The sequence below is a fragment of the Oryzomonas sagensis genome (assembly GCF_008802355.1).
GTDB classification, from domain to species: domain Bacteria; phylum Desulfobacterota; class Desulfuromonadia; order Geobacterales; family Pseudopelobacteraceae; genus Oryzomonas; species Oryzomonas sagensis.
Genome location: NZ_VZRA01000001.1, coordinates 1,196,264 through 1,208,631, shown reverse-complemented (window position 1 = coordinate 1,208,631; position 12,368 = coordinate 1,196,264). Strand labels below are relative to the sequence as shown.

At 59.0% G+C, this 12,368-nt stretch carries 14 protein-coding genes; 1 reads left to right on the top strand and 13 read right to left on the bottom strand.

Translation table 11 applies throughout. The features are described from left to right. Window positions 1-86: 86 nt before the first annotated feature. Window positions 87-1,094 (bottom strand): DUF3187 family protein, encoded by a 1,008-nt coding sequence (locus tag F6V30_RS05440; protein WP_151155658.1) that lies wholly within the window; start codon window positions 1,092-1,094, stop codon window positions 87-89. Beyond that, window positions 1,087-2,790: a methyl-accepting chemotaxis protein gene (locus F6V30_RS05435; RefSeq protein WP_191965580.1), complete on the bottom strand. Its 1,704-nt coding sequence runs from the start codon at window positions 2,788-2,790 to the stop codon at window positions 1,087-1,089. The genes F6V30_RS05440 and F6V30_RS05435 overlap by 8 nt, the downstream gene beginning before the upstream one ends. Window positions 2,791-3,025: 235 nt before the next feature. Between F6V30_RS05435 and F6V30_RS05430 the strand changes: the two genes are divergently transcribed. Further along, the gene (locus F6V30_RS05430) at window positions 3,026-3,217 is read left to right on the top strand and encodes a twin-arginine translocase TatA/TatE family subunit (RefSeq protein ID WP_149307327.1); all 192 of its coding nucleotides are present in this window, start codon (window positions 3,026-3,028) and stop codon (window positions 3,215-3,217) included. Between the two features lie 88 nt (window positions 3,218-3,305). Here F6V30_RS05430 and F6V30_RS05425 read toward each other — a convergent pair whose 3' ends face one another. The 11 genes from F6V30_RS05425 to F6V30_RS05375 form a co-directional block, all read right to left on the bottom strand. Continuing rightward, window positions 3,306-3,518, bottom strand: coding sequence for a hypothetical protein (locus F6V30_RS05425; RefSeq protein ID WP_151155655.1), 213 nt, complete (start codon window positions 3,516-3,518; stop codon window positions 3,306-3,308). Next, entirely contained in the window at window positions 3,515-4,039 is a 525-nt protein-coding gene (locus F6V30_RS05420) for an ATPase (protein WP_151155653.1), read from the bottom strand. Before F6V30_RS05420 ends, F6V30_RS05425 begins: the two co-directional genes overlap by 4 nt. 202 nt (window positions 4,040-4,241) lie before the next feature. After that, window positions 4,242-5,546, bottom strand: a complete 1,305-nt coding sequence (locus F6V30_RS05415; RefSeq protein ID WP_151155651.1) for a pyridoxal phosphate-dependent aminotransferase — start codon at window positions 5,544-5,546, stop codon at window positions 4,242-4,244. Between the two features lie 277 nt (window positions 5,547-5,823). Next, on the bottom strand, window positions 5,824-6,435 hold the full coding sequence (locus tag F6V30_RS05410) for a hypothetical protein (protein ID WP_151155649.1): 612 nt from the start codon (window positions 6,433-6,435) through the stop codon (window positions 5,824-5,826). A 13-nt stretch (window positions 6,436-6,448) separates the two neighbouring features. Next, the gene (locus tag F6V30_RS05405) at window positions 6,449-6,919 is read right to left on the bottom strand and encodes a WbuC family cupin fold metalloprotein (protein WP_151155647.1); all 471 of its coding nucleotides are present in this window, start codon (window positions 6,917-6,919) and stop codon (window positions 6,449-6,451) included. A gap of 189 nt (window positions 6,920-7,108) precedes the next feature. Next, window positions 7,109-7,462: a VOC family protein gene (locus F6V30_RS05400; RefSeq protein ID WP_151155645.1), complete on the bottom strand. Its 354-nt coding sequence runs from the start codon at window positions 7,460-7,462 to the stop codon at window positions 7,109-7,111. A gap of 21 nt (window positions 7,463-7,483) precedes the next feature. After that, complete coding sequence (gene hemE / locus F6V30_RS05395) at window positions 7,484-8,515, bottom strand: uroporphyrinogen decarboxylase (protein WP_151155643.1); 1,032 nt, start codon at window positions 8,513-8,515, stop codon at window positions 7,484-7,486. A 127-nt stretch (window positions 8,516-8,642) separates the two neighbouring features. Continuing rightward, the gene (locus F6V30_RS05390) at window positions 8,643-8,846 is read right to left on the bottom strand and encodes an RNA-binding S4 domain-containing protein (protein WP_149307333.1); all 204 of its coding nucleotides are present in this window, start codon (window positions 8,844-8,846) and stop codon (window positions 8,643-8,645) included. A gap of 270 nt (window positions 8,847-9,116) precedes the next feature. After that, entirely contained in the window at window positions 9,117-9,440 is a 324-nt protein-coding gene (locus tag F6V30_RS05385) for a hypothetical protein (RefSeq protein WP_151155641.1), read from the bottom strand. A gap of 612 nt (window positions 9,441-10,052) precedes the next feature. Then, the gene (locus F6V30_RS05380) at window positions 10,053-10,376 is read right to left on the bottom strand and encodes a hypothetical protein (protein ID WP_151126820.1); all 324 of its coding nucleotides are present in this window, start codon (window positions 10,374-10,376) and stop codon (window positions 10,053-10,055) included. Between the two features lie 160 nt (window positions 10,377-10,536). After that, entirely contained in the window at window positions 10,537-12,228 is a 1,692-nt protein-coding gene (locus F6V30_RS05375; protein ID WP_151156420.1) for a DUF3373 domain-containing protein, read from the bottom strand. Window positions 12,229-12,368: the final 140 nt, after the last annotated feature.

The following is a 12,368-nucleotide window of genomic DNA, read 5'->3' as shown; positions in this document are numbered from 1 at the left end:
ACAACAAAGCCTGGAAACGCAAAGAGCCCCGTCGAAAGCGGGGCTCTTTTTTATCGTCAGAGGGCCGGACGGGGTCCGCCAGCCGGTCAGAACTGTTTGCTCACCCCCAGGTGAAAGGCCACATCCGGGGCGGTGGCAACCGCCACATCCTCGGAAACGCCGATGTCGAGCCGGTAATCGCCGGGGAGCTTGATCGCCCCGCCGGAAACCAGCATCAAAGACGGCTTGGAGAGTTCGTCCAGGGTGCTTCCCCGGTAGAAGGCCGTATGGGCGTTGAGCTGGAACTTGAAGGATACCCGCGACCATGGCCCCCACCCCAGGCCGACGGTGCCGAAGCCGACCAGGTGCTGCTGCTGGTCGCGCAGCACATCCCCATCGCTCATGGCCATCCCCCCCAGGGAGCCGAAGACGCCCAGGGAACCCCATTCGGTGAAGTTGTTCATACTGCCGCACAGGGCCAGGGTGGCATCGGTGCTGCCGCTGCCCCGCAGGGAATTGCTGTCGCCGCTGGGCAGCTTGAGGGAGGCCCGCAGCGCCAGGCTGTCGTGGGATTCCCCGTCCCGGGCCTCGTAGAGTTGCATCCCGCCCGTCAGGCTGATATCGCCGAGGCCGGAATCGGCGTGGTCCATCTTGAGTTTCTGTACGCCGTCCTTGGTATAGCTGAAGAGCAGGCGGCCCTTCGGGGCGCTGGTGCGTCCCCCCTGGGGCAGGCCGAAAAATTTGTGCCATTCGATGATGAAGCTGTCCAGAAAACCGCCGCCGTAGAGGACATAGGGGATCTCAAACCCCGCATCGAAACGTCCGCCGAAACCATGGCGGGCCGCCAGGGTCCACCGGTAGGATTCGCCGTCCAGATGGATCTGCTCCCGGGACGTGGAACTGACGGTGTAGTCGCTGGCCACATCCTGCACAAGGCTAACGACGGTCTTCCCGGAAGGGGCGACCGTAGCCTCCGACTGTGGGGGAAGTCCGAAGATCTGTACCAGCGGGCTCTGGTTGACGGTGCGGAAGGGGGTGATCTCCATATCCTCTGCCGCCGCCGGACCGGCCATGGCGAGCAGGAGGAGCAGGGATACCGGCAGCATCCTATTCATAGCGGACCGCCTCCTCACCTTCACCCGCTTCGGCGCCCGCCTCGCCGCGGTGCAGGTCGATCACGCGCGTCAAAGCCGTGACAGCCCCCAGGATCTTCCGGGTTTCTACGGTATTGGCCGAGATCATGTCGTCCACCTTGCACACGGCTTCTACCGCCTTTTCCGCGACGACCAGCTGGTGGTAAACGTTTTCCTTCAGCCCCTTGGTCCGCTCGTTGTGCTCAATGACGCCCTGCAGATACAGGCGGTTCTCCTTGGCCTGCTCCTGGGCCGTCATATTGATGCGATGGGCCAGATCCCGCATGTGCTCCAGATTTCTGACGATCAGGTTGGCCCCGTCCTGTTGGTTCTCCGTGCTCAGGGTGATCTGCTGGACCCGTTCGAGGTTCTTCTCGGCCTCTTCGGTGATACGCTGGATGCCGACCGTCTGCTCCGCCGCTTCGGCGGCAATCCGTGCCACCATGTGGGAGGCCTCGTCGGCGCTCTTCTCGATCTTCACCAGCGCTTCGTTGGCCAGAGAGGATATCTTCACCCCCTCCTTGACCTTGTCTTTCCCCTGGGTCACCGAACGCTGCACCGCGGCGGTTTCCTTCTGGATATTGCGCACCAACTCCTCGATCTCCCGCGTGGAGGCCGATGTGCGGGAGGCAAGGGAACGGACCTCCTCGGCGACGACGGCAAACGCCCGCCCCCGCACGCCCGCCTGGGCGGCAATGATCGAGGCGTTCAGGGAGAGGAGCTTGGTCTGCTCCACCACCTCCTGGATGACGTTGAGGAACTCGCCCACACGGGCCGAATACCGTGAGAGCCGGTTGATGGCATCGAAGGACTCCACGTTGCTCTTTTCAATCTCCTGCATTGCCCGCAGCGTGGCGGCCATGTTCCGCAAGCCGCTCTGGGCCTGTTCGCGGACGTTTTCGGAGGCAAGGGCGCCGCGCTCGGCATTGTTGCGCACCTTGGCCTGGGAAACGCTGATCTGGTTGATGGAGGACACGGTTTCTTCGGTCGAGGCGGACAGGCCACGGATGTTGTCGGCGATCTCCCGGATGGCGCGGACCATCTGCTCGATGGAGCTGGAGGTCTCGATGACAAAACTGGAGTACTGATTGATATTGTCGGCAATACCGTCGGTGGTCGTACTCATCTTGGTCGACAGGGTTTCCTGCTCGGCGCTGCGCCCCGACAGTTCGTCGATATCGCCGATAACCGTGGCAAAGGCGCCGTCCATACTCTCCATGGCGGCCACGGCATCGCGCACCTGGACAAGCTCCTTCTCGTCGCTGATCGACAGGCTGTGCATGACGACCTTGAGGTTTTCCTCCGCCGCAACGATCTGGGCCAGAAGCTGCCGATGCTCGCGCAGCCGTGCGTCCAGCACCGCCATGATAAAGCCGCTGCGGGACAGCAAGGATCTCAGGTCGTCGTTTTCTTCCACATAGCCGGATACCTCACCGGACAAACCGAGCTTTTCCACCACGGCGAGTTGTTCGAGGCGGGCGGCGGCAACGCCCCCGGCAAAGATTCTGGCACACGCCAGCGAACTGAAGAGCGCCGTAACGACGACAGCGGCAATGGCCGGGATACCGCCGCCTCCGGCCGCCATCAGGCCGCCCGCCGCCACGATCGCTATACCCAGCGAAACGGCCACCATCTTGCTGTTGAGTGCCGACAAGCTTGCCTGCCGTTCGTTTGCCATACATGACCACCCTTGCGAAACGATGTGAAGTTCACCGTTTTTATCATGCCGACCACAGGCTGTCAACGAATGAGGGGCAAACAATATCTTTAATTTCAAAGACATGGAATAAAATCAGCTCCGTGCGCCCGCACTGCCGGGCAAGCCGGCGGGGAGACATCAGCAATACTTGATTTTTTTGCGCGCCAGTGCGATACTGACAAAATTATTTACCGAAATGTTTTAGGAGGATCACATGTTTGGATTTGGCATGCCCGAACTGATAATCATATTAGTCATCGTTCTGGTCGTATTCGGTGCAGGGAAACTTCCCGAAATCGGGGGCGCACTGGGCAAGAGCATCCGCAATTTCAAAAAAGCGTCCGAAGGGAAGGACGAGATCGAGATCAAGCCCAAGAAGGACGGCGAGGACGACAAAAAAGCCTGATCGGGGTTTGTCGATCCCGGATGAATTACCAAGGGGGAAAGGCGCGATGCCTTTCCCCCCTTTTTATTTCTTTCAGCTTTTTCAAATTCTATTGCTGGATTTTTTTCTTTCCTGCCGTTCTATCGACTTGCACAGACGTTTTCTGCCATCCGGCAATATCCACGATCTCGCCGCCTTTCCAGATATAGCAGGGGGTTTTGGTCTTGCGGGCCAGCAGATGGGCGGCCTTGGCGGCCCGTTTCAGAGCGGTATCAATAGCAGCAAATTCTGCATTCATCGGCAACATAGACTTTGTGCTCATCTGTTTTCTCCTCGCTCGATCACTCTGGGTATATTACCAGAGTTGTCGTACATCGTCCATCCATCAACGGCCTCCTTGTAAACTTCATGGAAGTTTTTCAGCCCCACGCCGAATCGTCTGCGGATATCGGCCTCCGGCACGTTGTGGCCCCCTTGCGCCACACGGGCCGCTACCCGCGCCACCGCCATGTCATCCGTCGGCAGGCTTAAAAAGACCAGCAAAACATGGTAGCCCCGATTGCGACATTCCCGCAGCAGCTTTACATACGTGCGGCCGCTCAGCGTTGTCTCAAAGGCAAAGCTCTTGTTGTTGAGGATTTTCTCGTGCATCTCTTCCAGCATCAGACGGCCGGCCCGAAATGCTGCCGCTTCCGGTCTGAACGGCGAAAGCCCTGCGGCAATCAGGTCGGCATTGATGAAATCGGGGCAGTTCGCCTCATGGGGGAGGAATTCACGGGCAAAGGTTGTTTTACCTGCTCCGTTGGGTCCGGCGATGATGACGATTTTCGGTTTGTCGTTCATGAGATAGCCTCACCCCGTCTCGCTCTCAATTTTTCAAAATTTGATATTAAGTGACACGTCATGATCGCTTTATATACCACAGAACCTGACGTTACACAAAATCCTCCCCTTGGCTCCTAGCCTCGCCCCACAAAAGATCAAAACAAAACGGGGAAAGACTCCCCGAGCCCTTCCCCGTGACAACTTGCGAATTTACAGAAAATTACGACGCCAGGTATTCGCCGATCTTCTCCGCCAGCGTGCTGTAGATCCGGCGGCACTCGTTCTCGTCCTTCTCCAGCAGGGTGACGCGGAAGCCCTGCAACGGTGTGGAGAACGAGGAGAGCGGCACCACGCAGATGCCGGTCGCCGCGAGGATGTGGTAGACGAAACGCTTGTCCGGGGAGACGCCGGGCTGGTTGACCAGGCCGTTTACCAGGTCGCGCACCTCGCTGTTGGCGATGGGGATCGACTGGCGGTTGGTCAAGAGCCCCGCCTTGAACGCCACGGCCATGTAGAATGCGCCGTTGGTGCGGTTGACCTGGAGTTGGGGCACCTCTTTGAGAAAATCGTAGGTGATGTTGCTCATCTTCTCGTAGCTGGCGATGCGCTCCGCCAGGTACCCGGCGTAGCCGGCATGCTGCATGATGGCGGGGATGACGGTCTGGGGCAGGGTCGTGGAGCAGACCTCGTTCATCTTGCTGGTCAGGATCAGGTTGACGTACTTCTGGAACTGCGGGTCGTCGTGGCCGTTATACACCTCGATCCAGCCGCAACGCGACCCTGGCCAGGGGAATTCCTTGGAGATCCCCCGCAACGAGATGGCCGGGACGTCGCCGATCACATCGCTGATGGGAACGGCGGTTTCGCCGTTATACACGATGTTCGTGTAGACCTCGTCGGCAATGATGAACAGGTTGTGCTCTTTGGCCACCGCCACGATCTCGCGCAGCGTCTTCTCGGTATAGACCATGCCGGTGGGATTGTCGGGGTTGATGATCATGATGGCGCAGATGTTGGGATTATACTTGATATGGTTGCGCAGGTCATCCAGGTCGGGATACCAGTTTTCCTCGGGTTTGAGCCGGAAAAGGGCCGGGGCGGCATGGGCATGGCCGATCTCCCCCAGGGTATGGGTTGTGTAGGAGGGGGACGGCATCAGCACGCGGGCCTCGGGGCGCAGACAGCCATAGATTTTGGCAATGGCATCCCCCAGGCCGTTGAAGAAGATGATGTCCTCCGGGGTGATCCGGGCCCCCCCGCGCCGGTTGGTCATGTCGCAGATGAACTCGCGGGTTTCCAGTACGCCGCGGGTGTGGCAATAGCCCCAGGTGGCGTCGTCCGCGGCCGCATTGGCCACGATCTCCTTCATCCAGCCAGGGATGACCTCCCCCTTGACGATCGGATCGCCGATATTCTCCCAGTTGATCTTCACGCCGTACTTTTGCAGTTTTTCAGCCACATTGACAATATTGCGGATCTCGTAGGTCAACTCCCCCGTTCCGGGGCTTACCAGATCGATACGCATAGCCGTCTCCTCTCACTATATAGATACATGCACCTTATCGTTTCCGCTATCCCCCCGCCGGACCGGAAACGGAGCGGCGAGAGCGTCGTAAAAACAAAAAAGCCGCGGGCTTCTCTGCCCACGGCTGGTAAAGGTATTCTGATCATACAATGATCACCGGGCAGAACTCACTCCAGCGGCGTCGCTCGCCGCGGCGCTGATAGCTCGTGCTGCTGCAATGGCGGTAATCATCGTAGTAAACATAGGTTTTTTCTATACCACATCCGGCATGTCGGCGTCAACGTTTTTGTGGGCCGGGGGCCATTCCCACGGAGATCAGCAGCCGGCCGTCCTCGTCCCGCCAGCGCAGCCAGCCGAGCGTACTCTGGTCCGGCATGGCCAGCGCCCAGTCGCCGTCCAGCTTGACAACCCTGAACGACTGCTTCGCCAATGCCGGCAGCGCCAAGGGCATCCTGCCCGGCTGCCGGAATATCTGGTAATACTGCTTACGCAGGCCGGGCAGCAACCGGCACGGCTTCCCCTTCAGCAAGGCGCTCCACGGCTGAACCTCGCCCCGGTGCCGCGGTTCCAGCCACCCCAGGCGGCCCGCATCGTCATAGGCCACCCGCAGCCACTCCCCCTTACGGGCCGTCACGATCAGCGGCACCCCGGAAGTGTTCCCCGTGAAGAGCCACTCGTAGGGGGGCGTCCGGCCGCTGTCCAGGGCTCCGATACGCTGGACGGCCGGTTCCTCGTACAGGTACAGGGGCTCCTGCTGAACGCCGCTCTCGTCATGTTCCGTCGTCAGGAGCAGCACGCCGATGCCGCTGTACGGGCGCATCGGCGGTTGGGAAACCGCCGGTGCGGCCATCAGGAGCAGCAGGGTGATCGCCAGTGCGTACCTCTTCATCGCCGTGACCGCCTCACCCCGGAAAGAGTCCCCGCAGCCGCTCCAGGTACGCCGTTGCTCCGGGCTCGTCATCGCCGGGCGCCCACGCCGCCTTCTCGGCATCGCCGAGCGGCAGGTAAGGCCCGGCCTTGGCCTCGTAGAAGACCGTTCCCGGCTCGAGGCTCACCGCCGTATGATAGGTGCCCGCGGGGATGTCGGCGGCAAGGTTGCCCTGGTCCCGCGAGAGCAGAACCGTCTCCGCAATGGTCCCGTCGGCGGCGAACGTGACAATGCCCAGCTTGCCGTTCATCAGGATGAAGGCCTCATCCTTTTCCGGGTCCAGGTGACGGTGGGGGCGAATGTACGAGGCCGGTTCAACGGCATTCAGGAGGCGATGGCAACGGGATTCGTCGCAGCGATGGATGTTGTGATTCTTGCGCAGACGGGGGGAGGTGCAGGCTTGTTCGGAAAGCTGGCGCAACAGTTCGGCGGTTACGATCTTCATCTATCCCATTCTCCATGATTTGCGCGGCGGGCAATCCGCCGCAGCGACGGGGCGACGGAGAAGCCGGTCACCAGGAATGAAGGGGATAGACGGAAAAAAACTCACCCGACGTATCCCCTCCCCCCGTGTTGCCTGCCGCGCTTTTTATCTTGCGCCTCAGCGACGGTTCTTAAGAACGATAACTATGGATCAGCGATCCACCAGGGCGAACTGGTTCCCGTCAAAGTCGGCGACCACCGCCATCTTGCCCCACGGGCTCGACTCCAGCGGTTCCACGAAGGTAACGCCGCCGGCCCGCAGGGATTCGCACAGCGCCTCGATCCCCTCGACCCGCAGGGTGATGCCGGTATGGCGTCCCACCAGCCTGCGGGCATCTTCGTGGAGCGCCAACGATACGCCGAGGGTGGTCGGCGTGCCGGGAAAGAACTCCATCACCATCTCGCTCTGCCCGGCAACCGGCAGGCCGAGCAGTTCGACATAGAACCTCTTGGCCTTGGCCAGGTCGGTGACGAAGATAACCACGTTTTTCATCGATACGGTCATGAAGCCCCATTCTCCAATCGGTTAATGTGCCGCTCTTTGCGACAGCCGGTGTACGCACTCGACCATATGGATGGCGTTCTCGGGGGGGACCGTCGGCAGGATGCCGTGTCCCAGGTTGAAGATATGCCCCGGCCGGCCGGCGTTTTCGTCCAGAACCCGCTTGACCTCCGCCTCGATGACCTTTTTCGGCGCGTAGAGCACGGTGGGGTCCAGGTTTCCCTGCACCGCCATCCCCTGGCCGAGCAGATCGCGCGCCGCGCCCAGATTGACGTGCCAATCCAGCCCCATCACGTCGCCGCCGGCCTTCTTGACCGAGTCCAGCATGGCGCCGGCACCCTTGACGAAGTGGATCACCGGCGTCTCCGTCCGGTTGAGGCCGTTGATCAGTTTGGTGGTATAGGGGAGGACATAGGTCTCGTAATCCGACGGCGCCAGGATGCCGCCCCAGGTGTCGAAGATCTGGATGGCCTGGGCTCCGGCCTTGATCTGGGCGTTGAGATACTCCATGTCCATCATGGTGACCTTTTCCATGAGGGCCGCATAGACATCGGGCGCAGAGTACATCATGCGCTTGATCTGGGCGAAATCCTTGGAGCCTTTGCCCTCCACCATGTAGCAGGCCAGGGTAAAGGGGGCACCGCCGAAACCGATCAACGGCACCTTGTTGGCCAGTTCACGACGGAGGATCTTGATGGTCTCCAGAACATAGGGCACGTCCTGCTCCATCTGCGGGATGCGGAGCCGGTCCACGTCGGCCATGCTTCTGATGGGGTGTTCGAAAACCGGTCCCGGCACGAAATCCAGCTTCATCCCCATCGGTTCCACCGGCGTGAGGATGTCGGAAAACATGATGGCGGCGTCGACACCCAGGATGTCCACCGGTTGAATGCTCACCTCGGCCGCAAGCTCCGGGGTTTTGCACAATTCGAGGAAGGTGCATTTCGAGCGCACCGCCATGTATTCCGGCAGGTAGCGGCCCGCTTGGCGCATCAGCCAGACCGGCGTACGGTCCACCGGCTTACCCCAACAAGCATCGAGAAAACGTGTGTTCATATCATCTCCCAGGACGTGATAGCTGCAGGTAAAATAGCAAAATAGAGGGGGATTTTAGTTCGACACCACCGGAAAAGTCAAATCAATTTGAGGTGCGGCCAACGCCGGGGCTCACCAAACGACGCCGTCACTCCACCAGAAAGGCATGGCCATCCAGTTCTACCCGGTCGCCGGGACGGAGCTTGCGACCCCGGCGCAATTCGACGGCACCGTTTACCCGCACATGCCCCTCCCCAATGATCAGCTTTGCCTCTCCGCCAGAACCGACGACATTGACCGCCTTGAGAAAACTGTCCAGCTTGATGTGCTCACTCGTAATCTGAAACGACATGCATCCCTTTCCTTTCACTTCGGGCCGGGCGCCCGACAGGCCGTCCGGCGAGAAAGGGCCCAAGCCCTGTTGGAGCACTTTCACGAAAACCTGCCGGGAGGTATAATCTATGGGCGTTGTCGGTGTTGGACACAGCATACCGTTGTTTTCGCAAAGAGTACAGTATTCAATCGCCCTGATCGGGACGTAAAAAGGCTGCGCGGCATTTCGCCGCACAGCCTTTCTTTTTCGTGCTACATCCGGGTTGCAGACATTCCGCCACTACCCCTTTTAACCGCCGCCGTTTTCAATGATAAGTTCGAATTGCTTGTTGTAATCATTCACCTGATCTTGAAGCTTTTTCAACTCTTCCGGCGTGTACACGTCCGTTCCCCGGCCGATTTCAGCATTCAGTCGATCAATCCGTTCCTGAATAGAGTCAACGTCTTTCCCACAGTTCATTGCAACCAGCAGACATTCATCCCTCGTCCCTTCCTGCGCCTGCGGAACCTGCGACTCCATTGATCCCATATTTCCTTCATCGGCAAGGATCGGCACGGCCGAAAAGAGCATAGATGCCGCGATTACCGTCATCGTTCTTGCTATGCTGTTCATGGCTTACCTCCTCTGAATTTTTGGTACTACTTATGGTTGTATAGTACCCAATCCGATTTTAAATGTAAATGATTTTGATTATTATTTTCAATTAAATTAACCCGATCAGAACCACCAACAGACTAACGTACCGCCCCTCCCCTATCGCTTGCCGCCAGTGCAGGAGAAGTGGTGACGCCCCACGAACACCCGGCAGCGGCGCCCGCGCCAATTTTTTTAGTATACTCTTTATGATTATTTAAAAACAGACTACCATTTAAGCTCATTAATGTTATAGTAATATCAGCAGCAAAGCAGTACAAACCAGGCAAAGGAGGCTTACTAATCTATGGAAGTCACTCCGCCGTGCTGGTTCCCGAAATAGAAGGCGCACGTGGCCCGATGGCACTAGGCATCGGGAAACCGCTTGAAAAGCACACAAAGAGACACAAAAGAAAAGAAGCCCACCGAACGACATGGTGGGCTTTTCATATGCACGGGAACCGCCAGCGCAAAAACAAAGAGAGCCACGTCACGCGACATGGCTCTCTCTGTTTGAACTGCTGAAAAGTGCATTACTCGGCAGCAGGAACGGCCTGGCAGTCATGCGGCCCCTCCTCGCGAGGGGTTAGTCTAACATCCTGCCGTTTTCTTGAAGATCTTGCTGCTATTCTTGCCGCCCGCCTTCTCGAACTTGCAGCGGATCTCATCACCCTCGACGATGCGTTTGTCCTTGAATTTGTCGAGGGTCAGGTCGTCGGTGATGATGATGGTCACGCTTTCCCCGCTTTTGCCGTCCTTGAGGGTTGCCGTAGCCGACTTGCCGTCTGCCGCCATTTCGATTTTGGAGATGACGCCGACCATCTTGACATCTTCCGCGCTGGCGGTTGTGACGACTGCCAGGGAGGTGAACACCAACAAGGCCGCCATAACGACGGCAGAGAGAATCTTTTTCATGCGCTTGCTCCTTTTTTACGGTGTAGGTGTATTTTTCTCCGCCCCCCCCCGGCGGGAGACGGAGAGGACTCAAACCGGTAAAAAAACCGGGGGAGCGGGAGGCACGGTTCCACTCCCCCGGTGTACTGTCCGCATCACGAAAGCGGACACTTGAAACCTGCTAGAAATGCACCTCGAAGGTTGCATACACGTTGTGCGCGTATTCCAGCGGGGTGGTGGTCATCATCTGGCCCTTTACATCGGAGATCTTGACCGGTGCGCCGACCCAGTTGTTGCTGCCGGTGTATTCGAAGTCATAGAACTGGTAGCCTACGCGGAAAAAGGTCTTGCTGAAGTAGGAAGAGATCGGTTTCAGGTTCAACTCCTGGATGACGTACCCTTCATACACGTTGCCGCGGGTTCCGACCTTCGAGGTCCACATGTCGTCGGCGGCAGGGGCAAAGGTAATCCAGTTCTTGGAGCCGTGGTTGTACTCGAAGCCCAGCTTGGTCTTTGACGGCAGGTCGTACCGGACGCCGGCGGATACGGCCCAGCCGGTCTTGCTGGTCGGCGCTTCCGGATTGAAGAAGGCGCCGGTCATGAGGCCCTGGAAGCCGAATTGCGAGGAAACATTGCTGTTGGGGTGGGTTACGCTCAGTGCCGCGTCGGTGAAGAAGTTCAGATCGCCCGGGCCGACCTTCTTGAGCGTGCTCATGGCGCCGGCGCCCCACCAGTCGATATCGCCCAGGTTGGTTTTCGGAGCGGTGTTGCCGAAGTAGGTGTTGCTCATGCTCGGGGCGTCGAAGATATTGAAACCGCGGTTCCACTGCAGCCAGACGCGCAGCGGGTCGGTGTCGACCGGGATCACGGCGATGCCGAGCATGTCGGTATCGGCGACGGAGTTGGTGGGGGTCGAACGGAAGCCGCTCTCGAAGCCGCGGCCGTAACACACCTTGGCATAGGCGCCGGGAAGCATTTCGATGTCCGGGGCATAGCCGAGGGTCATACCGTCAAAGGCGTAATCCACCAGGAGCGACGGGGTGCCGCCATTGCCGGGGCGCTCGTTGTTGAGGCGCAGGTTGCTGGGGGCGCCATTGGTGGAGGGACGACGGCCGACCGAGAACCAGAGCGGCTGATCGGCGATATTGCTCCAGGTGGCGTAAGCCCGGTCCACATCCAGATAGCTGTTGGAGGGGACATGGCCGAGGGTGCCGTCGAACACGCCGACGCGGTCGGCAAAATAGGGAGCGGAGTTGCCGTTGGTGACGGCTTGGTCATCCTGGGAACCGAAGACCTTGTACATGACGAGGCGGGTATTGACCGTAACGTCCTTGGTGGCCTTGGCGTGGAGGTCCAGGCCGAGCCGGTTGGTATAGAGGGTGGCGTTTTCCGGCTTGTAGGAAGGGACCTGTACGGCAAAGTTTTGCAGGGAACCCAACAGGGCCTGATTAGCACCCAGAAACGCATTGGCCTGATTATACGTCTTTACCTGCGCCATCTGTTGTGAAAACGTCATCATCTGGGAAAGGGCCCCAGCCCACTGGGCTGCGGAATAACCATTAACAGGAGCCCCCGAAGCGCTTGCAGAGAAAAAATTTGACTGCATCTGGCTCTGGGCGTTGTTGAAGGTGGCGTTCACATCGGTGAACGGTTTGGTGCGGCCACTCAGATAATCGTACCTGAAACGGTAATCTCCGCCGATGGTCAGCCATCTGCCGATGGATTTGTCCTCCACCTTCTTGACCGAGCCCTTCAGGGTTTCAATCTCCTTGTACAGCTTGTCGACCTTTTGCAGCAGCTCCTCATCGGCAGCCTGCGCCGAGAGGGGAAGACTCATCCCTGCAATCAACCCGACCAAAAGCATGGACAACATTCTGTTCTTCACGGTCTCCTCCTTTTTGTGTGTGTTGTGGCGGCACGCGACGCGCCGCCATTCTCCCGTTCCACTGCGCGGTTTACGGCCGGTTTCGCCTTTCCCCCCCTTCCCGCGCGTCTGGCCGCCTTGAACTTTTT

Coding starts and splice junctions, on each gene's coding strand:
- F6V30_RS05440 (WP_151155658.1), bottom strand. CDS start 1,094: ATGAATAGGATGCTGCCGGTATCCCTGCTCCTCCTGCTCGCCATGGCC.
- F6V30_RS05435 (WP_191965580.1), bottom strand. CDS start 2,790: ATGGCAAACGAACGGCAGGCAAGCTTGTCGGCACTCAACAGCAAGATG.
- F6V30_RS05430 (WP_149307327.1), top strand. CDS start 3,026: ATGTTTGGATTTGGCATGCCCGAACTGATAATCATATTAGTCATCGTT.
- F6V30_RS05425 (WP_151155655.1), bottom strand. CDS start 3,518: ATGAGCACAAAGTCTATGTTGCCGATGAATGCAGAATTTGCTGCTATT.
- F6V30_RS05420 (WP_151155653.1), bottom strand. CDS start 4,039: ATGAACGACAAACCGAAAATCGTCATCATCGCCGGACCCAACGGAGCA.
- F6V30_RS05415 (WP_151155651.1), bottom strand. CDS start 5,546: ATGCGTATCGATCTGGTAAGCCCCGGAACGGGGGAGTTGACCTACGAG.
- F6V30_RS05410 (WP_151155649.1), bottom strand. CDS start 6,435: ATGAAGAGGTACGCACTGGCGATCACCCTGCTGCTCCTGATGGCCGCA.
- F6V30_RS05405 (WP_151155647.1), bottom strand. CDS start 6,919: ATGAAGATCGTAACCGCCGAACTGTTGCGCCAGCTTTCCGAACAAGCC.
- F6V30_RS05400 (WP_151155645.1), bottom strand. CDS start 7,462: ATGACCGTATCGATGAAAAACGTGGTTATCTTCGTCACCGACCTGGCC.
- hemE (WP_151155643.1), bottom strand. CDS start 8,515: ATGAACACACGTTTTCTCGATGCTTGTTGGGGTAAGCCGGTGGACCGT.
- F6V30_RS05390 (WP_149307333.1), bottom strand. CDS start 8,846: ATGTCGTTTCAGATTACGAGTGAGCACATCAAGCTGGACAGTTTTCTC.
- F6V30_RS05385 (WP_151155641.1), bottom strand. CDS start 9,440: ATGAACAGCATAGCAAGAACGATGACGGTAATCGCGGCATCTATGCTC.
- F6V30_RS05380 (WP_151126820.1), bottom strand. CDS start 10,376: ATGAAAAAGATTCTCTCTGCCGTCGTTATGGCGGCCTTGTTGGTGTTC.
- F6V30_RS05375 (WP_151156420.1), bottom strand. CDS start 12,228: ATGTTGTCCATGCTTTTGGTCGGGTTGATTGCAGGGATGAGTCTTCCC.